The organism is Acinetobacter sp. CIP 64.7, assembly GCF_000369745.1.
Taxonomy (GTDB): Bacteria; Pseudomonadota; Gammaproteobacteria; order Pseudomonadales; family Moraxellaceae; genus Acinetobacter; species Acinetobacter fasciculus.
Window position 1 is genome coordinate 234,258 of the sequence record NZ_KB850178.1, and the last position, 25,779, is coordinate 260,036.

Annotated in this window: 25 protein-coding genes and 1 tRNA gene; 6 read left to right on the forward strand and 20 right to left on the reverse strand. The window is 38.9% G+C overall.

Translation table 11 applies throughout. From position 1 onward, the window contains the following. Nucleotides 1–20: 20 nt before the first annotated feature. On the reverse strand, nucleotides 21–1,178 hold the full coding sequence (gene hpxO / locus F890_RS03295) for an FAD-dependent urate hydroxylase HpxO (RefSeq protein WP_000406591.1): 1,158 nt from the start codon (nucleotides 1,176–1,178) through the stop codon (nucleotides 21–23). 210 nt (nucleotides 1,179–1,388) lie between these two features. On the opposite strand from hpxO, the gene alc reads away from it, so the two are divergent. Continuing rightward, on the forward strand, nucleotides 1,389–2,396 hold the full coding sequence (alc, locus tag F890_RS03300) for an allantoicase (protein ID WP_000212598.1): 1,008 nt from the start codon (nucleotides 1,389–1,391) through the stop codon (nucleotides 2,394–2,396). 96 nt (nucleotides 2,397–2,492) lie between these two features. Then, on the forward strand, nucleotides 2,493–2,993 hold the full coding sequence (locus tag F890_RS03305; protein ID WP_000250866.1) for an ureidoglycolate lyase: 501 nt from the start codon (nucleotides 2,493–2,495) through the stop codon (nucleotides 2,991–2,993). Nucleotides 2,994–3,118: 125 nt separating this feature from the next. On the opposite strand, the gene F890_RS03310 is transcribed toward F890_RS03305, so the two are convergent. From F890_RS03310 to ureE, 15 genes are all read right to left on the reverse strand, one after another. Next, nucleotides 3,119–3,835 (reverse strand): outer membrane protein OmpK, encoded by a 717-nt coding sequence (locus tag F890_RS03310; protein ID WP_004778009.1) that lies wholly within the window; start codon nucleotides 3,833–3,835, stop codon nucleotides 3,119–3,121. Nucleotides 3,836–3,961: 126 nt separating this feature from the next. Further along, nucleotides 3,962–5,323: a nucleobase:cation symporter-2 family protein gene (locus F890_RS03315; protein ID WP_005265717.1), complete on the reverse strand. Its 1,362-nt coding sequence runs from the start codon at nucleotides 5,321–5,323 to the stop codon at nucleotides 3,962–3,964. A gap of 35 nt (nucleotides 5,324–5,358) precedes the next feature. Next, complete coding sequence (gene uraH, locus F890_RS03320; protein WP_000625767.1) at nucleotides 5,359–5,679, reverse strand: hydroxyisourate hydrolase; 321 nt, start codon at nucleotides 5,677–5,679, stop codon at nucleotides 5,359–5,361. Next, nucleotides 5,676–6,179: a 2-oxo-4-hydroxy-4-carboxy-5-ureidoimidazoline decarboxylase gene (gene uraD, locus F890_RS03325; protein WP_005265718.1), complete on the reverse strand. Its 504-nt coding sequence runs from the start codon at nucleotides 6,177–6,179 to the stop codon at nucleotides 5,676–5,678. Before uraD ends, uraH begins: the two co-directional genes overlap by 4 nt. 143 nt (nucleotides 6,180–6,322) lie before the next feature. Then, nucleotides 6,323–7,285, reverse strand: a complete 963-nt coding sequence (gene puuE, locus F890_RS03330; RefSeq protein WP_000127611.1) for an allantoinase PuuE — start codon at nucleotides 7,283–7,285, stop codon at nucleotides 6,323–6,325. Between the two features lie 148 nt (nucleotides 7,286–7,433). Beyond that, nucleotides 7,434–8,366: an IS5-like element ISAba12 family transposase gene (locus tag F890_RS03335; RefSeq protein WP_034618813.1), complete on the reverse strand. Its 933-nt coding sequence runs from the start codon at nucleotides 8,364–8,366 to the stop codon at nucleotides 7,434–7,436. Nucleotides 8,367–8,662: 296 nt separating this feature from the next. Next, nucleotides 8,663–10,363 (reverse strand): urease subunit alpha, encoded by a 1,701-nt coding sequence (gene ureC / locus F890_RS03340; RefSeq protein ID WP_004778074.1) that lies wholly within the window; start codon nucleotides 10,361–10,363, stop codon nucleotides 8,663–8,665. Between the two features lie 11 nt (nucleotides 10,364–10,374). Next, complete coding sequence (locus F890_RS03345; RefSeq protein ID WP_004778076.1) at nucleotides 10,375–10,836, reverse strand: GNAT family N-acetyltransferase; 462 nt, start codon at nucleotides 10,834–10,836, stop codon at nucleotides 10,375–10,377. 89 nt (nucleotides 10,837–10,925) lie between these two features. Next, entirely contained in the window at nucleotides 10,926–11,234 is a 309-nt protein-coding gene (locus tag F890_RS03350) for an urease subunit beta (RefSeq protein WP_004778077.1), read from the reverse strand. Nucleotides 11,235–11,253: 19 nt separating this feature from the next. After that, entirely contained in the window at nucleotides 11,254–11,556 is a 303-nt protein-coding gene (gene ureA, locus F890_RS03355) for an urease subunit gamma (protein ID WP_004778079.1), read from the reverse strand. 159 nt (nucleotides 11,557–11,715) lie between these two features. After that, nucleotides 11,716–12,618, reverse strand: a complete 903-nt coding sequence (locus F890_RS03360) for an urease accessory protein UreD (protein ID WP_005265721.1) — start codon at nucleotides 12,616–12,618, stop codon at nucleotides 11,716–11,718. 34 nt (nucleotides 12,619–12,652) lie between these two features. Next, nucleotides 12,653–13,225 carry a HupE/UreJ family protein gene (locus F890_RS03365; protein ID WP_004778083.1) on the reverse strand — a complete coding sequence of 191 codons (573 nt, stop codon included), beginning with the start codon at nucleotides 13,223–13,225 and terminating at the stop codon, nucleotides 12,653–12,655. A gap of 12 nt (nucleotides 13,226–13,237) precedes the next feature. Further along, nucleotides 13,238–13,852, reverse strand: a complete 615-nt coding sequence (ureG, locus tag F890_RS03370) for an urease accessory protein UreG (RefSeq protein ID WP_004778085.1) — start codon at nucleotides 13,850–13,852, stop codon at nucleotides 13,238–13,240. Nucleotides 13,853–13,870: 18 nt separating this feature from the next. Continuing rightward, entirely contained in the window at nucleotides 13,871–14,536 is a 666-nt protein-coding gene (locus F890_RS03375; RefSeq protein WP_004778087.1) for an urease accessory protein UreF, read from the reverse strand. Then, nucleotides 14,523–15,005, reverse strand: a complete 483-nt coding sequence (gene ureE / locus F890_RS03380) for an urease accessory protein UreE (RefSeq protein WP_005090807.1) — start codon at nucleotides 15,003–15,005, stop codon at nucleotides 14,523–14,525. Before ureE ends, F890_RS03375 begins: the two co-directional genes overlap by 14 nt. 623 nt (nucleotides 15,006–15,628) lie before the next feature. Here ureE and F890_RS03385 point away from each other — a divergent pair. Genes F890_RS03385 through F890_RS03395 form a run of 3 tightly spaced genes read left to right on the forward strand, consistent with a single transcriptional unit; the run spans nucleotide 15,629 to nucleotide 21,495 of the window. After that, nucleotides 15,629–16,270 (forward strand): hypothetical protein, encoded by a 642-nt coding sequence (locus tag F890_RS03385; RefSeq protein WP_005265722.1) that lies wholly within the window; start codon nucleotides 15,629–15,631, stop codon nucleotides 16,268–16,270. Next, nucleotides 16,260–18,443 (forward strand): hypothetical protein, encoded by a 2,184-nt coding sequence (locus tag F890_RS03390; protein WP_005265726.1) that lies wholly within the window; start codon nucleotides 16,260–16,262, stop codon nucleotides 18,441–18,443. The genes F890_RS03385 and F890_RS03390 overlap by 11 nt, the downstream gene beginning before the upstream one ends. Beyond that, a complete protein-coding gene (locus F890_RS03395; RefSeq protein WP_005265727.1) occupies nucleotides 18,436–21,495 on the forward strand; it encodes a tyrosine-type recombinase/integrase in 3,060 nt (1,019 codons plus the stop codon). The genes F890_RS03390 and F890_RS03395 overlap by 8 nt, the downstream gene beginning before the upstream one ends. A gap of 153 nt (nucleotides 21,496–21,648) precedes the next feature. Here the strand turns inward: F890_RS03395 and F890_RS17990 are convergent. Then, nucleotides 21,649–22,781, reverse strand: a protein-coding gene (locus F890_RS17990; RefSeq protein ID WP_228128522.1) for an IS3 family transposase whose coding sequence is annotated in 2 segments (ribosomal slippage) — nucleotides 21,649–22,529 and nucleotides 22,529–22,781 — 1,134 coding nt in all. Because the reading frame shifts where the segments join, the coding sequence is not laid out codon by codon here. Between the two features lie 464 nt (nucleotides 22,782–23,245). On the opposite strand from F890_RS17990, the gene F890_RS03410 reads away from it, so the two are divergent. Then, on the forward strand, nucleotides 23,246–23,572 hold the full coding sequence (locus F890_RS03410) for a helix-turn-helix domain-containing protein (protein ID WP_005265730.1): 327 nt from the start codon (nucleotides 23,246–23,248) through the stop codon (nucleotides 23,570–23,572). Between the two features lie 154 nt (nucleotides 23,573–23,726). Here the strand turns inward: F890_RS03410 and F890_RS18000 are convergent, their stop codons facing one another. The 3 genes from F890_RS18000 to F890_RS03425 all read right to left on the reverse strand — a co-directional run bounded on the left by F890_RS18000 (nucleotide 23,727) and on the right by F890_RS03425 (nucleotide 25,648). Next, nucleotides 23,727–24,092 (reverse strand): helix-turn-helix transcriptional regulator, encoded by a 366-nt coding sequence (locus F890_RS18000; RefSeq protein ID WP_005265731.1) that lies wholly within the window; start codon nucleotides 24,090–24,092, stop codon nucleotides 23,727–23,729. A gap of 38 nt (nucleotides 24,093–24,130) precedes the next feature. Further along, complete coding sequence (locus F890_RS03420) at nucleotides 24,131–25,378, reverse strand: tyrosine-type recombinase/integrase (protein WP_005265732.1); 1,248 nt, start codon at nucleotides 25,376–25,378, stop codon at nucleotides 24,131–24,133. A 193-nt stretch (nucleotides 25,379–25,571) separates the two neighbouring features. Further along, nucleotides 25,572–25,648: transfer RNA gene (locus tag F890_RS03425), tRNA-Ile, on the reverse strand. Between the last annotated feature and the right edge of the window lie 131 nt (nucleotides 25,649–25,779).

The window sequence follows — 25,779 nt, forward strand, 5'->3', positions numbered from 1 at the left end:
TTCTTTTTGTGTCTTACAGCTTAGTCGAGTGGATTACCGACAATGTTACTAATAATTCCCTTCATAATATGATTGCCTTGTTCTTTACGTAACTCTTCATACCACTCTCGGGTCACCGCTTCATCTTTCATATGTGTCACATCACAGCGCTTACGGGCACGAAGTACCAACTCATTGGCACGTTCATTACGCTTGTTCTGATAGCGACGTAAAGAATCTTGTAAACCTAAGGTATTAATTTGCAATGAACGTGCCAAATAGATAGCATCTTCCATCGCTTGGCAGCCGCCTTGACCAATATCAGGTGTTGTACTGTGCGCTGCATCACCTACAATCACCACTCGACCTTTGTAAAAATTGGCAAATGGTTCGATATCGTGAATTTCTACACGATTGGTCTTTTGCACATCGACTGCATCAATTAACTTTTGGACAGGCTCACACCATCCTTTAAAGTATTGTTTGAATAAAGCTTTGTATTGGCTACGATCATTTTCAAGACCAACAGCTAACGGCACATCAAAAAAGAAATAGAAACGATTATTCGCCACTGGCATCAGTGAAACACGTTTGCCTTCACCTACAAACGTTGTCCATTGATCTGCTGCGGCATAATCGTCTGAGACATCAACGAGACCATTCCAATTGACATAGCCTGCATAGCGTCGCTCAACTTGCTCACCTAAAACATAGGCACGAGTAATTGAGTGTGTACCGTCTGCACCCACCAATAGATCAGATTCTATTTCGCTACCATCTGCAAATTGAATTTTTACACGCTCTCCTTCTTCAACAAAAGAAATCATTTTCTTAGCTAGATGAATATCTTCACGACCAAATTCATCCATTAACATATTCTGAAGTTCCGCACGTGATACCGGATATGGTCGTTGCCCGACTTCTTCAATCAATGGATAAAGGCTAAACTGGGTCATCACATCGCCCGTCAGACCATCAATATAAGCAAGGTTATCCATTTTGCCGCCAAGCTTTTCAACTTGCTCTGTCAAACCCAAATAATTTAGACATTTCACACCGTTAGACCATAACGAAATAGCAGCACCCACCGGTAAAATTTGTTCTGCCTGTTCATAGATGGTTACTTGGTGTCCGAATTTTTTTAGTGCGATGCCTGTAGTTAGACCCGCCATACCTGCACCAATAATTGTAATTTCCATCTATAATTCCCCTGTGTTTTATAAGTTTCTAAGTCATAAAATGCTAAAAGCGTGCCATTTTTTATAAAGCGCCCTGAAAAAAATCCAAAGTTGGCACACGCTGTGCATCTAAACGCGTGTAAATGCTTGTTTTTATCGTTTGTTAAATTTTTTGTAGCACGATAGCGCAAAGCATGAATTTTGAAAGAAAATAGCGAATGGATTTAATATATGGCGACTTTATTAGCACCCGATTTTGATATTCCTGCACAATTACAGACACTTACCAATTTGGCAGATGACCGTATTGGTGCAAAAATTATTGAATGTTCAGATGAATTTTTCGCAGAAGCAAAACGTATGCTTCAATTTGACGCGCCAATTTTTGTTGAAGATAAATTCGATGACCATGGTAAATGGATGGATGGTTGGGAAACGCGCCGTAAACGTCACACAGGTTATGACTGGGCAATTATTCAATTGGGCGTAGCTGGGCATATTAAGGCTTTAGATATTGATACTACCTTCTTCACTGGGAATTACCCTGCTTCAGCTTCAGTTGAAGCCTGCTACGCCCCTGATGGCGATCTTGCTCAAGCTGAATGGTTGAACATATTAGAGAACAACGTACTTGGCCCAAGTCAGCATCATGTTTTGCCGATTACAGCTGACCAAGTTTTTACTCATGTGCGTTTAAATATTTTTCCTGATGGTGGTGTTGCTCGTTTTAAAGTGTATGGTGAAGTGAGCGTTCAACAACAAGATCACACTGCAACAATTGATTTAGTTGCTTTAGAAAATGGTGGACGTGTAATTGCTTATAGCGATGCACATTTTGGTCATCCACGTAATCTGATTAACCCAGGTCGCGGAATTAATATGGGTGATGGTTGGGAAACCAAACGTCGTCGTGCACCGGGCTTTGATTGGTGTATTTTGGCTTTGGGTCAAACTGGTGCAATTGAAAAAATTGATATCGATACGGCACACTTTAAAGGCAACTTTCCAGCCCAAGTCTCTATTCAAGCCGTATATGTTAAAGATGCAACTGATCCACAATTAATTCCACAAAGTATGTTCTGGCCATTTTTGCTTGAAGCACAAGACATGCAAATGGATCATATTCATAGCTTTGTAAACGAAATTTTGCAACATGAAAAGATCTCGCATATTCGCATTAATATGATTCCAGATGGTGGTATCAGCCGTATTCGTTTGTGGGGTAAAACCAAAAGCTAAATTGAAAGCTTGAATACTTTCTACATCGAGAAGGATAAGTACTGTGGTTTTATCCTTCTTCTCCTACACTTGATATAGACAATAAAAGAATTACACATGGTTCAAACAATTCAGCTACAGCCCCTGAGCATTGAAAACTTTGCCCCTTTTGGTGAGGTGATTTGCTGCGGAGGACAGGATTTTTTTCATATCAATGATGCACATACCGAGCGTTATCATGCCCTTGTAACCACTGAAATCTTCGGTGAAGCACATGCAGGTATTAGTATTTTTCGTAATATTAAACAGACAGAAATTCCTTTTTCGGTTTCGATGCTTGAGCGACATCCGAATGGCTCACAAGCTTTTATCCCGATGCAAGGTCAGGCTTTTTTAATTGTGGTGGCACCTGCATTGGATGATCAAACGCCTGATATTTCAAAACTCTGTGCTTTTATTTCAGATGGTACACAAGGTGTTAACTACCATGCAGGTACATGGCATCACCCTCTATTAACTTTAGAGGCGCCAAGTAACTTTGCCGTGGTTGATCGTATTGGTATTGGACATAATTGTGATGTTTATCAGTTTAATGAAGTACTCAATATCGTGGCATAAATTTAAACTATCATTGAAATTGAAACCTCAATTTAAAATTGTCTCAGAAATTAAAAGCCCCATCCGTGGGGCTTTTAAGTCTTGTGCAGTATGTTGTGTAACGATGTACGGTTTTAACGAATCAATTAGAAGTGATATTTCACTAGCGCACTGACGTTATTTTCATCTTTACCTTTAATATTATATTTATTATTCCAAACTGAATGCTCAACGCCTACATACAGGCGTGTATCTGGGGAAATATGTTGCCCCACATTCCATTTATATTGACTGGTCCAGTTCATCTCACTGGCTGAGCCTTTTTCCGCAGTTGACCAATCCAGAAAAGCATCTGCTAAGAAAGATTCTGAGCCAATTTTAAAAGGTATGGCATAGGTAAGCGTCATTTGATAGTCATCAGCTTTAGTATCATTATTCACTTTATATAAATTTAATTTTGCATATTGAAAATATGGCACATCAAAGTCTAAGCCAATACCATAGAGAAAATTATCCATGTTGCTACCCGCTTCCCAAGTGGTTGCAAGCAATACATCTTTTACAGGGCCAAATTTAAGTTCTTTACCCGTTACAGCGCCTAAACTCAATCGTGGTGATGCTTCAAAATAGGTTTGATCGCCGACGTCATTATGTGTACGGTCGGCAAAAATGAAGAAATCACCATATTTAAGCTTTGACGCGTATTCAAATGTCACAGTGGTTTGTTTGTCTTCTTTTGCAATGAGCTGATAGTCGGTGCCATATAGACCGGTAATACTGAAGTCTTGCCAGATTGGGGCTGCAAAGATAGAGTTGGCTGAAATAGTGCATAGAATTGCAGCTGAAAGAGGCATAAATTTCATTAAATTGTTTTTCCTAGCGATAAATACGTTTTGAGTAATTTATTTAGCAAAAACAAAGCCAATATTAGATTTTTTAATAAAAAAAGCCCACATTAATGTGAGCTTTTTTTATTTATTTTGAATAGCTTAGTGATGACTATCTATAACAATATTGCTGGTTTTATTCACTTCTTTACTTTTAAAAAAGTTTAGATGGTTAAACACAATATTTAATACGATGGCCATGAGGCACGTTGAACTAATACCTGAATGGAACAGGGTTTGTACCCATTTTGGGAAGTTCGCATAGAATGAGTGATCAATAATTGGAATCATACCTGCGGCAATTGCTGTAGCAACAATGATTAGGTTCTTTTGCTCACTATAATCAATTTTAGCTAAAGTACGAATACCACTTGCAGCCACTGTACCGAACAATACCAAACCTGCGCCACCCAATACCGGTACAGGAATTGCAGCAATCAAACGGCCCATAATTGGTAAAATACCCAATACAACTAAAATTAAGCCACCCGCTGCAACAACAAAACGGCTTTTTACACCAGTAATCGCGACCAAGCCTACATTTTGTGCAAAGGCACTTTGCATGAATGAGCCAAATATTGGTGCTGCTGCACTTGAAAGCATATCGGCACGTAGCCCATTGGTAATACGTTCAGCGTCGACTTTGGTACCGACAATTTCACCAACAGCGATAATATCAGCTGTAGTTTCAGTCATAATCACCAATGTCACAATTAGCATGGCAATAATGGCACTCAGTTCAAATGTTGGCATACCAAAGGCAAAGAAACTTGGGAATTGAATCCAATTGCCATTTGCGACTTTTGAGAAATCGCCAAAGCCCATCGCATATGCCAGCACTGTACCTAGCACAATTGCTAATAAGATGGATAAACGACGAATTGTAGCGTTTCGAGTAATATTCAGCACAATGACAATGGCTAAAGTTAGAAAAGCCAAACTAATATTTTCAGCACTGCCCCAATCAGGCGCTTTGCTATTTCCACCCATCATCCAACGTACTGCGACAGGTAGCAATGACAAACCAATCACGGTAATCACGCAGCCGGTCACGATTGGCGGGAAAAAACGAATAATTTTTGAAAAATATGGTGCTAAAAAGAAACCGATTAATGAAGCAACAATAACCGCACCATATACTGCCGAAAGCCCACCACCTGCAGTGACTATGGCAATCATCGTTGCCACACCAGCAAAGGATACGCCTTGAACTAGGGGTAATTTTGCACCGATGTATTTCACACCGACCGTTTGTAAAATCGTGGCTAAACCACCGACAAATAATGCTGCTGCAATTAATAAACCAATTTGTGCAGGTTCAAGTCCTGCGGCTGTACCAATAATCAGTGGCGGCGCAATAATACCGCCATACATCGTCAATACATGTTGTAAGCCATAAGCTAGGGTTTTCCCTGCACCTAAATATTCATGTTCTGGTGAAACTGTTTGATTTTGTTCTGTCATTTTTATATCCCCCGATCCGTTTTATGATGCTGTTTTTAGCTACCGCGATATGTTGAATAGGCAAAAGGGCTAATCAACAAAGGAATATGAAAATGCTGTGAGGCATCTTTTACTAAGAAATGAATCACTGCTTTTGGGAAAAAAGTTTCGGTATTAAGACTTTCAAAATAGTCCGCTGTGGCAAACTCTAAGCTATAGCTACCCGTAGAAAATTCGCTTAAACCAAAGTCGGTCACACGGCCATCTGCATTGGTTTGCCCTTCACCAAGTAACATACCGTCTGCATTGAATAATTTAATCAAGACATTGGCAGCAGGTTTCCCCAGATTTGTATCTAAAATATGTGAGCTGATCATGCACTTAGCTCCTGTTTTAATCTTAATAAGGCAATTTCAGCCAATTGATGATGGACAATACGCTTTTCAGTTTCTGGATCATTCAGCAGACGGTACTGCAATGCTTGTAATACATTTTCACTGCTTAAGCCTGAAGCTTTAATTAAGAAGATATAGCCGTACTTTTTTTCATAAGCGATGTTGCCTTTGAGCAATGCCATTTGTGTTTCTTCATCGGCTGAAATAGCGGATTGTTCACGGTTGGAAAAATTCTTTTCTAATTCAGAAAGTTCAGCTTGGGCTTTTTTTTCACCAATACGCGGGTGATTATCTAAAGCAGATTTAATTTCTTCCCACGACCATGTACGAGCAGCTTGAGCCGCGTATTCCAAAATACTGTCTAATGATGCATACGGACGCTGACTGAGCAGCTCATTCGCCCAGCTTTCAATTTGCACACAGTGCTTTAAAAATGTTTTTACATCGGCTTCGGATGCTTGATTAAATTCAACAAGTTGCACTATTAAATCGCCTAAAAATATTTAATGTTCGTTCAAAACATGTTTTGCAATATCAATGCCAATCCCTTATTTCTTAGACAAATTGCTTTTTATAGGCACAAAAAAAGAGGCGCTAAGCCTCTCTTTCTTCTTTATTTTTTTTATTACGGTGCATGGTGTTTTATCCAATGTTCTGCAATATCGGCACGACGACAAACCCATACTTTTTCATGCGATTGCACATAATCTAAGAATCTTTGTAGTGCTTTAAAGCGTCCTGGTCGCCCTAAAATACGACAGTGCATACCAATAGATAGCATTTTTGGCGCAGTTTCACCTTCGGCATATAACACATCAAAGGCATCTTTAAGGTATTGATAAAATTGCTCACCACTATTAAAACCACCCGGCGAGCAAAACTTCATATCATTACTTTCAAGTGTATATGGAATGATTAAATGCGGACGTGTTGCACCATCTACATTCGTCACTGTGCTCCAAAATGGTAAGTCATCGCCATAATAGTCACAGTCATATTGAATCTGAGGAAATTCAGCAAGTAATTTTCGAGTATTCGGGCTATCACGTCCGGTATACCAACCGATTGGTGTTTTACCAAATAGCGTTTCAAGCACGCTAATAGCTTGATCCATATGTTGGCGTTCTTGTTCGATTGGCATATCTTGATAATGCAACCAACGTTGACCATGCGATACGACATCATAATTGGCTGCTTTAATCGCTTCCACAATGTAAGGATTGCGTGCCAAAGCCATACCCACACCGAAAATGGTCATGGGGAGTTGGCGTTTTTTAAACTCTTGGTGAATGCGCCAAAAGCCCGCTCGTGAGCCATATTCGTACATGGAATCCATCGACATGTGTTTGTCTGGAAAACTGGCCGCGCCAATAATATCTGACAAAAACTGTTCTGAACCTGCATCACCATGTTCTACATGGTTTTCACCGCCTTCTTCATAGTTCAATACAAACTGAACCGCGACACGAGCACCATTTGGCCATTCCACTTTGGGTGGTTCTCCATGATAGCCAATCAGATCTCTGGAATAGTCTTGTTGTTGAATCTGGTCTATCAGATCTTGCCCACGTAAATATGTTGCTGTCACATCCACTTCCTAATTTGTTATATCAAACAGTCAAAAAATAGAATGAATTAAGCAATTAGTGCGCCAAAACTTAGTATACAAGTTTTATTTCCTTTCGGCTTTGTTGCACAAAGATTTGAAATGCAAAGCGCCCCTAATTGAGCCAAATTTAAGGCGTAACTTGGGTAAGTGGTCGACCTAATTCCGTAAATCTGTTAAGGACTGCCACACGTGCATGGATCTCATTGACTTGGCTATCAAAACTCCTTGCACTGAGTTTATCTCCTAATAATTTGATGCAATGCATCTTAGTTTCAACCAAACTTCGCCGATGATAGCCTGACCATTTTTTCCATAGTGTCCTGCCTAAACGTTTAATTGCTCGAAGTAATTCATTTCGCTCTAGCGAGCTACTCTTTGTATCTTTCCATGGTTTCGCATTTTTTCTAGGTGGAATCACCGCATGCGCTTGCCGATCTGCAATGACCTGACGGCATTGCTTGGTGTCATAAGCTCCATCGGTATAAACAGAGTCAATCCGCTCATCTTGTGGAATCTGATTAAGTAAATCACCAAGCACCTGTGAATCACTGACATTATTGGTTGTAAGCTGAACTGCTCGTATTTGTAGGGTTTTAGCATCTATACCAATATGAAGTTTACGCCATTGGCGACGATATTCAGGTCCATGTTTCTTGCGTTTCCATTCGCCCTCACCTAGAAACTTCATGCCTGTAGAGTCCATGAGTAGATGCAGCCCATCGCTACTTTTTTGGTAGCTGATTACAATATCAATATGCTTTTGTCTTCTACAAAGCGTGGTGTAATCTGGAGCTATCCAATTTAATCCGCAAAGTTTAATCAGACTTTGCACAAAGCCAGTAACCATACGTAAAGACAGACGGAATAAGGATTTAATCATTAAGCAGCATTGGATGGCTGCGTCGGAGTAGGTTTGATTTCGCCCTTGTTTGCCTTTTGATGGCGCATACCATTGCGTAGCAGGATCAAACCAAATGGCAATATTTCCGCGACTCATGAGTGCTCGGTTATATGCGGGCCAATTGGTTGTGCGGTAGATTTTGTGTGCAGGCTTCTTCATTTGAAAATTATATCGCTGAAAAAGCCTTTACAGATAGGTTTGTGCAACAAAGCCTATCTGCATTAATCTTTTAAGACTTGCCTGTGGAATCATGATTTCATTTGTTTTTTACACTTATTGGTAGATGGGTATAATCATAAATTATTAAATTTTACATTTTTTGGATTGTTAGCCCTTATAGAGGTAGTCGTATTTTCATATTTTAAAGATTATTTACTTTTCAAAAATACTAAAATTTAAAAAAGAGAAGCCTTTCATATTCAGAAAGGCTTTGTGAAATAGTGTTTTGGAAATGATTAAAATAAGAAGTAACGCTGCGCCATTGGTAACACTTCCGCAGGCTCACAAGTCAAATGCACACCATCTGCACGTACTTCATAAATCTCAGGGTCAACCTCCATTACAGGACAATAAGTATTTAACTTCATATCTGCTTTCGAGATATTACGCGTGGCTTTACAAGGACTAATCAACTTCTTTAAAGCCAATTGTTCATGTACGCCTTGCTCTATTGCCACTTGCGATAAAAAGGTAATGCAGGTGTTATGTACGCCACGAGGGTAAGCGCCAAACATCGGACGATAATGCACAGGCTGTGGCGTTGGAATTGAAGCATTAATATCACCCATCGGCGCAGCTGCAATCATTCCGCCTTTAATAATCATCGAGGGCTTAACACCAAAAAATGCAGGCTTCCATAAAACAATATCGGCTAATTTACCCACTTCAATCGAACCAACTTCATGGCTTAATCCATGGGTAATGGCAGGATTAATCGTATATTTAGCAATATAGCGCTTCACACGATTGTTATCGTGATTTTGATTATCACCTTCGAGTGGGCCGCGTTGCACTTTCATTTTATGTGCTGTCTGCCAAGTACGTAATATTACTTCACCCACACGCCCCATCGCTTGCGAGTCGGAAGACATCATGGCAATTGCGCCCATATCCTGCAAGATATCTTCTGCAGCAATAGTTTCACGGCGAATCCGACTTTCAGCAAAAGCAACATCTTCAGAAATTGCAGGGTCTAAATGGTGGCAAACCATCAACATATCTAAATGTTCATCAATGGTATTGACGGTATATGGACGTGTGGGATTGGTTGAAGATGGTAAAACATTGGGTTGACCAATTGCTTTTAAAATATCTGGTGCGTGACCACCGCCCGCACCCTCAGTATGGTAAGTGTGGATGGTCCGGTTATTAAATGCTGCTAAGGTTTCTTCTAGAAAGCCACTTTCATTTAGTGTGTCTGTGTGAATGGCAACTTGTACATCGTATTGATCCGCCACACTTAGACAGTTATCAATCGCGGCTGGCGTCGATCCCCAGTCTTCATGTAATTTTAAACCCACCACACCGGCTTTGATTTGTTCAGCGATTGGTTCTGGCTGACTCAAGTTGCCTTTACCTAACAGACCAATATTCATAGGTAAATCATCAATAGCTTGTAGCATGGTCGCAATATGCCATGGGCCTGGAGTTACTGTGGTTGCAGATGTTCCTGCGGCGGGGCCTGTACCACCACCAATCATTGTAGTTGTGCCTGACATTAGTGCTGTTTCAACTTGTTGTGGGCAAATCCAATGAATGTGAGTATCAATCCCTCCCGCCGTTAAGATTTGTCCTTCACCTGCGATGACTTCAGTTGCTGCACCTAAAGGGATTGTAATGTCAGGTTGAATATCAGGGTTACCTGCTTTACCTATTTTCCAGATACGACCATTTTTAAGTCCAACATCGGCTTTGACAATACCCCACCAATCGACAATTAAAGCATTGGTAATGACGGTATCAGCGACCTCATCAGACAATAATTGTGACTGTCCCATACCATCGCGAATGACCTTGCCACCGCCAAATTTAACTTCTTCACCATAAGTCGTGAGGTCTTGTTCAACTTGAATAAACAATTCTGTATCAGCTAAGCGAACTCTATCACCTACTGTAGGGCCAAACATTTCCGCATAAGCACGGCGAGACATTTTCATTAATATATTTCCTATTCTAGATTTTTTGGCTTTAGCAGCTTTTGCATCGGAATAAATTGAATACCCCATTTCTCCGTTAGCGCACCGACCACTTCAAATCCATATTTTTTATAAATATCGAGTGCATAATGACTTGAATTTATTGTGATTATATCGGGATCATTTTTAAGTATTTCTTGCTCTAAAAAGTCCCACATTTGTCGACCATAACCTTGACCGTGATATTCAGCTTTTAAGAAATAATGCATGACATGAGATGGAGCGATATACGCCAAATTCCCAACGATTTCTTCATTAATTTCTGCCACAAAATAATGAATAAGTGGTTGTTGGAAGATGTTTTTCAACATATCAGGTTTAAAGCGTTCACGTCCTTCTTCAGTCACGACAACATAATCGACAAAAGGTTCAATAACAGCAGCGATGGCTTCAACATCATCAACAGTTGCTGGGCGTATTTTCATTATTAACATTTAATTCTCTTATGCTTTTTCATGTACTTATTGAACTTATTACTAACAATAATTTAATTGTTCAACAAGACACTTGAGCATAAAAATAGTTAATCCAATTTACCCATAACACGCCCTGCAAACCCATACACCTCACGTTTACCTGCAAGTGCAACCAATTCGATATCTCGACTTTGGCCCGGTTCAAAACGAACTGCTGTTCCAGCAGCGATGTTGAGTCGATAGCCTCTAGCTTGCTCTCGATTAAATTGCAAAGCATCATTGGCTTCAGCAAAGTGAAAATGAGAACCGACTTGAATTGGTCGATCGCCTGCATTAGCAACACGCATTTTCAGTGTTTCTCGTCCGACATTCATTTCAATGTCTGAATCAGGCGTAATAATTTCACCAGGAATCATGGCTTACTCCTTATTTTTATTAGACAATGGGTTGATGAACTGTGACTAACTTTGAACCATCTGGAAAAGTAGCTTCGACCTGCACTTCTGCAATCATTTCCGCGACACCATCCATGACATCTTCACGACTTAACAAGGTTGTGCCGTAATGCATTAACTCGCTCACGGACATGCCATCGCGTGCGCCCTCAAGCAGTGCTGCTGAAATAAATGCAATTGATTCTGGATAATTCAATTTTAATCCACGCGCTTTACGACGCTCAGCAACAAGGCCTGCGGTAAAAATTAATAATTTATCTTTTTCAGTTGGATTAAGTTCCATAACAATTTCCTAATCTTCTAAAATGTAGAATGCAAAATGCGTGCAAATTCTTCTTTCGCTCTCGCACGTTTTGATTTTTAGTGTCCTAACCCAAAGGTAAAATGAACACTTAATCTATTAATCTTGCTAGACCTATCTACTTTCCAATGATGGCAAAACTTAAGTGCGCCAAATCCGTGGGAATTCTTCTGCTAGGTCATACCAATAGCGTCTTAAACGGGCACGGACTGCTGCAAAAGCATCATGGCATTCACGTACATCATCGCCTAAATAACGTGCACAAATCACATCATCTAACAGGGTTAAAGTCACCGCTAGATTCATCCGCATAATCAATTCACGGATTAATTCCATATGTTCAGCCAGTAATGTTGTTTGCCTTAAACGCGATGGTGCTACTGCCCAGAAACTTCCCATCACAGCATGTCCATTCATACCTAAACAGGATGTAAGCCACCGATCCTGCCCCTTAAAATTTAAACTATCTGCAACCAATAATTTGTCTGCACGATACAGCCTAAATTTGCTTTGGTATTGCCCTTGCTGAAAAATTTCACCACGTGCTTGTCGACCGATGACCAACATATCCCACCCAATAAAACTGGCCATTTCATCTAGATGAATATGTGTTTCAGAGTCTGCATTGGCACCATCAAAAAGCATGGTTTCTTGCGGTAACCATTCAAATGTCGCCTGTGCTGCGACATGTATATGAATATGCTGATAGGCTTGCTTGCCATTGGTTTTGTACCATTTTCCTGCACCGGGCGTGGTAACTAACGCATGCGCATTCGCCTCAACTTTCATATCAAAAGTCAGATGGTCTCCGCCAGCAATTCCTGCTGGTGGATGCACAATAATTGCATGGCAAATACCAGTTTTTTCAGGCCACAACATCTTCTGAACGCGTACAGGCCCATGATGCTTGCGATGCTGTAATACGGTTCGATTTGACTGTACTTGATAGGCAAAACCAAGTTCCAAACAGGCATACCACAGTTGGCTGTTATGCTGCTGTTGTGTCGATATAAATTTTGTTTCGCTTAATACCAGATCATTCATTTGCATCTCCCTATTATTTGAGATGAATGAGGCATCAAGCTAAACCAATTACAGCAACAATAGCTGTCAAAGCACCAATCATTTGCTTACCATAAGGCACATATTTTTGAATAAATGCGCCGACGAGCAAACCGAATACGTATATAGATGCCATCGCTGTAACCATACCAACGACCAGTAAAACTGCCTGACCGCTTTGGCCAAGTTCCGTACCATGTGCGATGCCATGAAAACCGGCCAAAAGTGCAGCAATAAAAGGAACGGCTTTATTGGTTTTGGTCCAAAGAGCAACAGCCAATACAATTAACGACGCAATAATGCCGTTTTCAGCAATTGCTGTTGCTAAGTTGAATTGTGCACCGATCATAAAACCGACAATCATTGCGGCAGATAAACCGAATAATCCGGCCCATTTCCAGCGCTGGTGTGCAGTCCAAATCAATACGCCAAATGCTAACGCCATCATTAGATGATCAAGCCCTGTAAATGGATGCACAAAACCGCTGATAAAACTATTATGGCTATGCTCATGGCCTGGATGCGCCATTGCTACCAAGGGAAAGAATGCCAACGATGTGAAGGTAATTCTTTGCAATAATAACTTCATAGTGGATGCCCCTTATGCTTTAAACAAACCTTGTTTCTCAATAAAGCTGATGATGTCATTTAAGCCATCTTTAGTTTTCATATTGGAAAATAGAAAAGGTTTTTCACCGCGCATACGTTTCGCGTCTTGATCCATCACATCTAAATTTGCTCCAACCATTGGTGCAAGGTCGGTTTTGTTTATGATTAACAAATCAGATTTGGTAATACCGGGGCCACCTTTACGCGGAATTTTCTCCCCACCCGCCACATCAATTACATACAGGGTTAAATCTGAAAGTTCCGGGCTAAATGTTGCTGCCAAATTATCACCGCCACTTTCAATAATGATCAGTTCAAGGCCATCAAATTTTTCGCACAGGTCATCAATAGCCGCTAGGTTAATGGAGGCGTCCTCACGAATTGCGGTATGCGGGCAACCACCTGTTTCTACACCAACAATACGCTCAGGTGACATAGCTTCATGGCGTGTTAAAAAGTTGGAATCTTCTTTGGTATAAATATCATTGGTCACCACCGCCATATTGTATTTTTCACGCAGTGCCTGACATAAATTTAAAGTAAGCGCTGTTTTACCTGAACCAACTGGACCGCCAATACCTACGCGTAATGGGCTACGTTCTGTCATGTGAAATGTCCTTTATTTTTAAGATCTAAATAATCGTGAATATTGTGTTTCGTGTGCCATACTGAGCATGGCGTAATTAGGTAAGGCGCTACTGAGTTCAGCATCTTGCAGTGCTAAAGCACGTTCAATTGCCTCTGGAATCAGCCCATGCACATGCCATAAAATCCGTTGTCCACTCATCTGTCCAAGTGGTACAGTTTTCACGGCAGCCAACACCTGATTTTCAAGTACGGTAAAGGTATAAGCAGTCAAAACCTCTGCAACATCAAGTTCGAGTTGCCCACAAAGATGCGCATAGATGGGTACGAAACCGATCTGCTTTTTTAATTTCACAGGCTTTTTCAGCACATCACGAATCCACGCATTTAATGAAAATGCCAATTGCTGTGATTCAGCCAATAACTCTTTGCTTTCTCGACTTGCTCTATATAACTGCGCCCAGTATTCAAACTGCTCAGGCTGATCAAAAGATATTATTAGGCGTTTCAAAACGGGCAGCTCAAACCGTACCAAAAGCATTTCAAGCACTTCTTCAAAATAAGTAATGCTCGAGGTTTCATCAAAAATTAAGCTCTGATCAATCGCACTTTCTACCCCTTGAGAATAACAGTACGCCCCAATTGGTAGTGCCGTTGAGGACAAAGTCAACAGACTTAAAAGCTGTGAAGCATTAGGTGTGAACATGATGCAAAGCCTTAATTGGGCTTAATCTGTGATCATGCTGATGCTGTGCATAAGCACCGCTTTCAGGCTCAAATGGATGCATGGTTTCATATACCGTTAAACCAAGTCCAATTATCATTTCAGCCAATACATGATCTGGCTCAAAATACAGCGCCGTTGGTGTGAGCATTAAAGGGACGTGACGATTACCTAAGTGATACGCTGCTTTTAATAAATCAAAGCTGCTTGGTGCTTCTACTTTCATGAGTTTTTCTGCTTTGGCATCGACACGCAGTACATCACCCTCTTGAGTTGCGATATATGAACCGTGCCTTAAAATGCCGGTACGGGGTAAATCTGCACCAATATCGTGCCCGTTAGCTAAAGTTGCACGAAAACGGCTCTTTTGTCGTGTATCAAATGTCAGTTCAACTATCTCAACATTTTCTTGTACGACATTACCCTCAAGTCTTTCCGTATAGATTTTCATAAATACCCAATCTCAATTTCTTTTATCGTGATTCGTGAACTAAATTGATGCTAAATTCAGCATTAAATGAATGATTTGCATTAAAATAATGCACTATTCATGCCAATCTTATTTTGCCAAGCGTTTTATTTTTGCCGTGTCTATCTAATTATTTTGAAATTTGCTTCGTGCAAGACATCTTAATTATTAAAAAATATGTGATTGCCGATAATTATTCAGATGGCCATAAAAAAATCCCCCCATCGATGGAGGATTGTAGAAATAGAATTTATGCCAATCTAGCTAAGCATTAATACACATCTCGTCGGTAGTGACCGGCCTTACGTAAGGCATTAATTTGTTTAGCACCTAAAATTTCTACTAAAGCATCATCAATACCTTGGGCCATATTTAAACTACCACAGAGATAATACAAAACACGAAGAAACCAACCACATTCACATCAAATAAAATCAATAACTTAAAATAAAAATTCCAAATACACCCTATTTCCCACCCGCTTTGAGCCTCTCAAATTCATCAAAAACCGCCCACATTTATAACCACTTTCTTGATCTTTTTATAAAAATTAAAAGTTTTTTGTACTTCTTGATCTAAGTTAAAAAAATCAGGAGGGCGAATAAATGAAGCCTACAAAAGCAAATTCTCAGCTAGCCAATAAAAGACCGTTTTATACAAAGGAGGTCATGATCCGTCCTTACCCGCCTCTGTTCAAAATTTACCAAAGCTACGCTCAGATTTTAAATGCCTCGCAACTGCCAACACACTTTCAACATGACGTGAGCCTAATATCTGCTACTGCACCTGCTCCAGCTGAGTTATTCGCAACAGATAACTTTCTTCTTGTTTATATAGCACAACAACAAAATATTCGAATCAAAGCTCGAAGCATTGTAGAAGCTGATGTAGACCTCATTCAGGTTCAATATCAACTCAGCAACACACTCTTTAAGTTGATGACTGAGCTCAAGATCAATCCACAGGCTCTTAATCCCGATAAGCTACTTCATAACTTAAATCAGTCTCTATCGAAACAAGCAATTTACGATGTGAATCAAAAGCTTTATGACAAACCCAGATGCAGTCTTTCTCGAGACCTACTCGCTAAGTTAATCGATTGCAGTCGTAATCAGCTACTTTATCGCCAGAAGCAAATCAACGGCACTCACGACCTACGAATTCAAGCACTCAAAAATAAATGTAAAGCACTCACGAGCGTACAACCATGCGCATCACAATTTTGGAGTTTAGACCATGAAAATTGAAAACATCATTGAGCGAATGCTAGATCATGAATTTTTTGATCAGGACTATCAAAATGCTATCGCACAGCACTTAAAACCTACAGTCTTAATCCCTGAATTAAAACCCTTATTGAAAACAACAGTCAGCTTCGATGCAGACTCTAAGTTTGAACTCCCAACAAAATTACCTCTCCCCCCAAGTGTGTCTAAACATCCGATCTGTGCCTATCTCTATTCAGTAGATCAGCATGAATATCCTATTATACAACGATGGGCTGTGCATAATTTACATGCAGCATGTATTCTTAAAGCAATTCCGAATCCGACTGAAAAGGATCACCAAACCACCATTATTAGAGTGTTTAATCGATTTAGATTAGCAAACGAAGCTTATGCCGCATCGCAACAAGGCAAACAATTGAATCGGTATCAGCAGGAATATTTGTGGTTATGGGAGCAATTGCCTAGCCATGAGATTACCTTGGCTGACTTCGTGAAGAGTTTACGGGAATTAGAAAACGACTCTAAACTCAATCGTTTTCAGTATCTATTACTGCTTGATATACGGCGATTCTATGATTATGTCTTAGCACTTAAACCCAAGAAACATTACTCAGCACCACCCAAGCACATCGATGAGCCAATTTATTTGGATGAACACAACGCCATTTTACACTGTCCATATGACATGCCTCAGAAACAGCATCCTGCTCTCTTTTATGAGGAATTACAGGATGAACAGCCAAATCAGCAATACTCCATCAATACAGCACAGGTATCGCCATTAACAAGCCAATCTAGTCTTTTACAACATCGAGTAAGTAAACTGACACAGCAACACATCATTAGACAACAGCATAATTTTAGCTGTAGTAAGCATTATCCAGACTTCAATAGCCTGAGCTTACTTGTACAACATTGTCATCAACTCTATTTAAATCATCAAAAAAAAAATAAAGCATATCTTTTTATCTTACTCAGTTTCTTGAGTGGTGTTCCTATTGAGCAATGGCTCTATCTACAATCCAAACAACGCTATGCACTCAATAAACGACAGAAGGTCATTTTTGAAAACGATCAATATTTTCTACGTTCCAAATTCACGCTGTTTGAGGACTCTGCTTTTGAATACAAAGACCAATTGCTTAATCAGGTAACCCATTTCGATTTACCTTTAGTCAAAGAGCTGGTAGAGGGTCTAAGACAACAGCCAATACTGAAGCAAGAGCAAGTCGCACATGCATTAAAAAAATGTCGGGAAGAACTCTTCATTCCGTCGTTATCAACTAAAAAAATAAGTGTTTTATTACATCACTGTATTTACCATTACACTCAAAATGAACAACTAGCCGACATTCTTACAGGCATCGATGCAAATCGATCAGTTTCTATTTCATATTGTTCGTATCCAATCTACCGTTTGCAGCAAAGCTATCAGGGTACAGTACATCAGCTATCAAAAGACTTAGCAAAAGAAATCTATGTCATCGATGATGAGCAACAAAGGTTTGGTAGTTGTAAAGCCCCTAAACCAGCAATAGTAACGGCTATATTTGCATACTTACAACATCAGATCATTCAAGCTGAACATCAAGGAAAAATGCTTGATATGTTTAATCACTATAATGTATGGCTTTGGCATATCTTATTATTGTTCAGTGCAGCTCGACCTGTCAGCGACTTCCCAGGTTTCTTAAAAAATTTCGATTTAAAACAACAATGGCTTTGGCTTTCAGATAAAGAAATTCACAGTAGAACAAATGATGGTCGATTAATTCCTCTATGTGATTTTGTTGTAAAGCAAATCCGCTTATTCATTACCTATTTAAATGAATTCCAACAACTGTACCCAGAGCATCAACCGTATATTCAAGAAATTTTAAGCAGTAAAAAGCCTCTCCTCAGTGTCTATCAACATGGACAATGGCAAGCACTTAGCCCTCATTTAGTCAACAGTTTCACTCGTATTATGCAACTTGATCATGCCAATTGGCTTAGGCATACAGCTCGTGCATATCTCACCGAACAAGCAGATGAAAACTTCATTCTGGCTTTGTTTGGGCATGAGCAAAACCAACAAGAAATGGGGCAAAAATTCTCAAGTCTTTCGCTTCAACAATATAAAGAACTCGCCAACTGCCTCAACAATATGCAGCACGCTTACCAAATTGATGGGATGTATGAACATGCTTAAACAAAAACATTATGCACATGAACGCCGTACAAAGAATAGAGATCAAAAGCGCATAAAAGAGCACTTACAAATTCAAGCAATCATCGATGAATTTCTCTCCCAAGAAAAATTACAACAGACACAACAATCACAAAATTTCCCAGATCTCTATAACCAAGTGATTCAGCACTTAGAGCAACAAAAAGTAAGCTTTTCTTTAAAAAAGGCATTTTATCAGCACTTTCGCAAACACATTATTCAATACAACCGTGCCAATGATGCAGACTTACCATTACCAACGCAGCACCTCGTTTCTATTAAACGGACACCTTTAATATTTAATGAATCTTGGTTAGAGAATTCGAAATATCTCACCTATTTAAAAGAGCGACTCTGGCGTTATTGGCATACTACGGAACATTTTTCAGATGATGAAATTGTTGGCAATCTTCTTATCAGTGCAATCCTGTACGGCGGACTTTCACATCAAGCTAGCTTAAATGCTTTACTTGAACATCTCAAAACTGATGAAGAAATCTACTATGTTCAGGCATTACAATTTCCGCTTTTACTCTTAGAACCGCAATCACCCCATTATGGTGATTTGTACGATCCTAAGCATCCTCTCAAGAAATCACGAAATTTTGTACCTGACCGATTGACTCAACTGTGGATCCTTAGATTTAAAGCAAAGCCTATCGATATCCAATTTGATTGCTACGCTTATATCCGTTCCATTTTTAATGCATTAGAAATACCTTTCAATCAAAAGCAATTCAATCAACTCTTAGAAGCTTCCAGTCATTCATTGATGCAATTAGACAATGTCAATTTAAGTCCTGCGCTGACGCTGTGTTTATCTGAAGAGATTGAGACATGTGGCTTAAGCCCTAGTGCGTTTAAACGCTATCTTTCACCCCAGCTAATACTCTGCCATTCTGAACAAACTAAAGAGCCACTGTTCAAAAATATCAATTCCACGGCAAAAGAGGAACGATTACACACTGAAGATACTCTTGAGGCACTTACTGCTTTGCATAAACAGATTTTGAGGTTCTTCAAAAACAGCCATAAGACCTCCACAGATCTATATAACGTTCTACACAGCCAACATAACAGCCTGCCTGAAAATGGCAAACGGTTAGCTCTTTGGCTGTATAGCTTGTTTCATCCTGCTTTAGAAGATATTAAATCTATCGCTCAACTGTATCAGTTGGATTCAGCCAAATATTTGCACCATATCTCGCAACAACAAAAAATTAGATATTCTTCAATTTATAGCTACTACACAAAACTCGCAGAGACTTGGTTACTCCACAGCAATGACTTTATAGAAGAACCCAACCTCAATGATCATCTAGATGTGATCTACAAGCGCATGTTAAACGGCGTTGGTAAATCTAAATCACAAAAATTTGATCTCATAAAACGATTCCATCAATTTCAGCGTGTGTTATTTGATGCTGATGTGTTCCCAATGCAGAATGAAGGGTTTCATTTAAGCTCACCGAAAGCCGAAATCATCTCTGCAAAAACCTTTAAACAGCTGCTTGCCCAACTTAAATATCATGAAAGCCCAAGCTATACGGCTCATGATTTAGCAATGCTCAGTATCGTATATACGATAGCGTTTCGTACGGGCATGCGGATTAATGAAATTCTTGGACTTCGCATTAAAGACGTGGAAGGTGTTCAGGCAAGTTCGATTTGGATTCGCCCATATCGTGCCAAGCATCAACAACACTTACTTAAAACGGATAGTGCTGAACGCAATCTCAACATTCAAATTCTACTGACTCAAGAGGAGCATGTTAAATTTCAGCATTACTGCCAAACAAGGCGCCGTGCTTATACTCCTAATCAGTACTTATTCACAATGTGGAACAGTGCTGAACGTCTTAAACCACATTTGGTGACACTTCCTTTTCAACGAATACTCGATACATTATTGCCAGGACATCGTTATTCTTTTCATTCCTTACGGCATACAGCGGCCAATTCTCTCGCGCTAATCCTAAATATAGACTACACGTTTGTGTCTACCTTCACGGACTATTCAATCGAGCATTACAACCTAATCCGAAATGAGCTGGTACGCTCTCAAACACCACAAGATTGTTGGTATTTACTATCTCATATATTAGGTCACATAGACCCAACTGAAACATTTAGAAGCTATCTGCATTTAGCTTACATAATAGCAGGTTATCAATTAAGGAAATTCGACCCATGTTTGGATCCAACTGTTATTCAAAAGATCTGTCCAAAATTAGTAATACCGCGGAAACCTACAAAGCAAATTTATTTAAGTCATTATGATAATCAAATGACCCAACTTACTCACGCGGTATCATTGGAAACAGTACAGCAATCAATTTTACTACCCCAGAAAATAGATACTCATGAACTCACTGAAAATCGTTATATTTATGGTACTAGTCAATCTGGTTATTCGTATTTAATGATTTCAAGGATACTTAAAGCATTAGATCAATCTTATACACCTGAGCTTCTGTCTCAAAAGTATGACTTTCCAATTAAGACACTCATGCTGTGGCAACAAAATATACTTAAGCTCAAACAACTCAAAAATCGCAAGAACCGACCTCGCTTCATTATTGATGCTGATAAATCACAACGCATACTTCCACATATTGAAACCAAGGAAGAAAAAATAGTCTTAGAGTATTTTTTTAAACGGCTTAATAAATTGAAAAGTGATGATGCAAACATCTTAAATGCACTACATATTTTTGAAATGAAAGCCAACATTTCACATGCTGGATTAATCTTTAATAGTGCTGATATAAGGCTAGCAAATCGATTTTTGACAGGAATTTATTCTTTATTTCCAGAAAAATATTGGCAGATTGCTATATCTTCTGAAATCTCTGAGGAAAAGCTCATGGAACGACTGCAGTTTAAATTTCTATCTTGCAGCATGAACAGCAGTCTAAATAATTCTTTTAAGTTTGAGCTAGTATCCCAAAACAATGGAAAGGCACTAACCGTCTTACGCTATTGCATGTTGGTTTTACTGATCCTGTGTACGCCGTCGCAACCTAGATCATAGCTGATCTGGCTGATAACCTGAAAACTCATAAAAGTCATGCAACAATTGAGCATAGACATCTGAAAAATTTATTAAGTTTTCTGGTTGTAAACAGAGGTGGTCCCACTTGTTTGAACAACTAAAAGCTTATTTATAAGTGATATTCTGCTCTAGTTAAGCTACCTTATTTTGTTGTGGTAGCTGGTCATAGTAAAACTCATCTGGAGTCATTTTGTCCAGACTCGAATGAGGTCGTTTCAAATTATAAAATTCAAAATATGCACTCAATTGCTTTTTCGTATCGGTGACACTGCTATAAGCTTTGAGATACACCTCTTCATATTTAACGCTTCTCCATAACCGTTCAACCATCACATTATCAATCCATCGACCTTTACCATCCATACTGATTTGAATGCCATTTGATTTCAATACATCAATAAATGCATCACTGGTGAACTGACTGCCCTGGTCTGTATTAAATATTTCAGGTGATCCATATTTTTCAATCGCTTCATTTAAAGCCGAAATACAAAAATCTACCTCCATACTAATCGATACCCTATGCGCAAGTACCTTGCGGCTATGCCAATCAATCACAGCACATAAATAAACAAAGCCTTTTGCCATAGGGATATACGTTATATCCGTACACCACACTTGATTACTGCGCTGAATAGCCAATCCTTTGAGCAGATATGGATATTTACGGTGAGCTTGATTGGCCTGACTTAGATTTGGTTTACGATATAACGCATTAATGCCCATTTTCTTCATTAAAGTACGTGTATGACGTCGTCCTATATGATGTCCTTGACGATTCAATAAATCACGCATCATACGGCTACCTGCAAAAGGGTATTGCATATGTAACTCATCCATACAGCGCATCAGCTTCAGATCTGATTCACTCACAGGTTTTGGGCGATAGTAATAACAACCACGGGAGACTTTCAGCAGCTTAGCTTGCTTAGATACTGAAATCTGAAGTGAGTCATCGATTAACTTTTGTGGTTGAAGCGGCCCAGTTTCTTCAACACACCTTCTAAAAAATCAATTTCTAATGCCTGCTCACCGATTTTTGCATGTAGTTTTTTTAGATCGATGGGTGGTTCTGTTGGAGCTTTTGATTGATCGAAAGCTTGCGAGGAAGCTGAAATCAGTTGATTTTTCCAGTCAATAATTTGGTTTTGATGAACATCAAATTCAGCACTCAATTCAGCAAGTGTTTTTTCTGCTTTAATCGCAGCAAGTGCTACCTTAGCTTTAAAGTCATTTGAATGATTTCTTCTTGGTCTACGTGTCATAAAATACTCCATATATTGATGTTTATAACATCATTTGGGGAGCAAAATATCACTTATAAGTGTTGTTTAAATTTCCTGATCCACCTCTAACCATAATGGTCAAAATAGCGATCATCAATGAAATAAGCTAATCCTATGTGCGTGTTGAGATAAGTTGATACGCCCAGTTGCCTACAAAAGTCAGGATTATATTGCAACTGTAATTGCGTATTACAAATAATTTTTGAGGCTACAATTTTAGCTACATTGCGAATATTGAGATGGCGAATACTAGGATGCATCGATGTCAAAATTCGACTCGAAGAATAATTCATCATGAGCGTTTGGCCTTCAATTGATTTAGATTTTTATCAAGTAATGATTTAGTTGCTTCTCGTTTTACAAGTAAGCATCTAAACTATGTCTATATTTATATAAAAACATGACTAAAACGTCAAGTTTTTATTGTCTATTTGGCGGTAATAATGACACTTGAATTAGACTCGAATGAATTTAAGATTCGATTGAAAGAAGTTAGAAAGATACGAAAGCTGACACAGCAAGAACTTGCTGAAAAAACGGGAATACCAGTAACCTCTATTGCGCATTTTGAGTCGGGCTCACGTAAACCTTCTTTAGAAAATTTTTATAAGCTCATTGTCGTACTTAATATATCAGCAGACTACATCCTAGGACGAAGTAAAGATATGAGTGCATTAGGTGTTGATCCCCTTGTGAGCACCCTGCAAAAATTACCTGAGGTTGAGCGAAGAATGATTGAGAAATTTATTGTTTCTTTAGATCATAACTAGAGTCGACCCTGCATATAGAATCTGAAGACTAGAAAATTAAAAAACCACTTAAAGTGGTTTTTTTGCATAGCCCCGAAATGGATATAAACACATTGTGTGTTTGCTATGTGGAATTGATCATCTAGTATTGCCTAGATGGTTGTTTAAATAGTGATTATTCACTCCTACATTTAGCTTTGTAAGTTTTATACCACTCTTCAATTTCAGCTGTATCAAAATATACTGCTGCTTGACGAGTACTACATTCTTTCAATGGTCTTGGAAATGAAAGATCATTTTCGATGATTTTACGTAAGCAATCTCGTGTTACATTAAGCAACTCACAAACTTGGTTGTATTTTAAGCGAAATGGCTTCATATTGTGACAAACCACTGGTATATCTAAATCATCAAAATTTTTAACAGTACGTACAATACTACGACGAGTATGTGATGTATGTGCTCTAAAATGATCCAATTGAGGATCCTCGTTTAATAATAGAGAAACCATGCTATCAAAAAAAAATAATTCAAATCCCATCCGTCCTAAAACACAAAAAAAGTGATCACGTTTTTGTGTTAATGCTTAAGTAAAGACTCGATATAATTACTCCACCACTCCATTATTTCGTAGCGTTCTTCTAGATGTGCTTCTTTATCATATGCCCCTTTAACGCCACCTTTTAAGTGAGACAGCGCAGACTCGATCACCTGAGATTTAGAACTAAAATTTTTATTCAAATTTGTTGATGCAATATGCCTAAATCCATGGGGATTTTGCTTACCTCGATACCCCAGCCTGTTTAATGCCGCATTAAATGTCAGATTAGAAATCGGTTTATTAATATTGTCACGGCTTGGAAATAAGTATTCACTTTCTGGAGAAATCTCTTTTAACTCTATTAGAAGGTTCATAACATGTTGAGATAGCGGTATACCATGCTCAATGCCTCTTTTCATCATACTCGGCGGTCGGATCCATACAGCTTCAGCAAAATCAAATTGTTCCCATCGTGCCTGTCTCAGCTCCCCTGGTCGAGGGAACATGTGAATTAAAAGCTCTAAGCCGATCGCCACGGGTCGAGAAGAGGAATTTCTGATTAAAGAAATCATTTCAGGTAACTCATGAATTTTTACATGCTTCATGCTCTCTGTTTCCCCTTTAGCTAAATGATCTCTTATACCTTCTAAAGGGTTATATAAGAGATCTTTCTTAAATTTAGCTAAACTATAGGCTCCATAGCAGTATGAGATCAATTTTTCAATACGGTTAAAAATACCTTCGTTAATTTGTTTTTCTGTATAATGATTTAACCACTCTCTAGAAGTAATTGTAGCGTACTCCCGATCCCCAAAAACTGATAAAAGATGTTTCTCAATGGACTGTTTTTCTTTTCGATAGGTTTCAGCTTTCCACGTTAATTTCTTACGTTCTAACCACTCATTCATTAAAGTAGAAAATAAGGCATCTTTATCTTGTAACTTTATTTTTTTAATCTCAGCCTGTGTTTTTATTTCAAGCGTGCCATTTAACATACCTTCTGCTTTTTCTCGTGCCTGTACATAATTTACTGTTGGATAAGCACCCAAACCAATCCATGCCCATTTACCTTGATCATTCTTATAGCGATACTGCCAAGACTTTTTACCGTTTGGCTGAACTCGACAATACAATCCAGCAATGTCTGTGGGTTGACGATATTCTTTAGCTTTCGGCTTGAGTGCTTTGTAAATATCTTCAACGCTTTTTTTACGCCTTATATTTACATTCTGAGGTGTATTTTTTGAATGAGCGTTTACATCACTTTTTACATCATTTGTTTTCATAACTTATGGAATCTCCAGAGATTTTTTCCTTGGTGTATCCCTGAGTTATATTTTATTTAAAGGATACAAACAAGGATACACAGGACGTGTTCCCATATGAAGTTATATACATTTAAGTAAAGCATTAAAAAACCCTTAACTCTATTAGAATTAAGGGTTTAGATCTTATATAAAGCTATATAAGTATAAAATTTGGTGGGCCCAGACAGACTTGAACTGTCGACCAACGGATTATGAGTCCGCTGCTCTAACCAACTGAGCTATAGGCCCTATATGCTGAAAACTTTATTTATCAATAAGTTCAGGCGTCATGAATACTAGCTAAGATTTTTTGGAAAGACAAGTGCTTTTATAACTGCTTGAACATTTAGGCAGCAATCATGGGCGACTTGTCTTAGTCA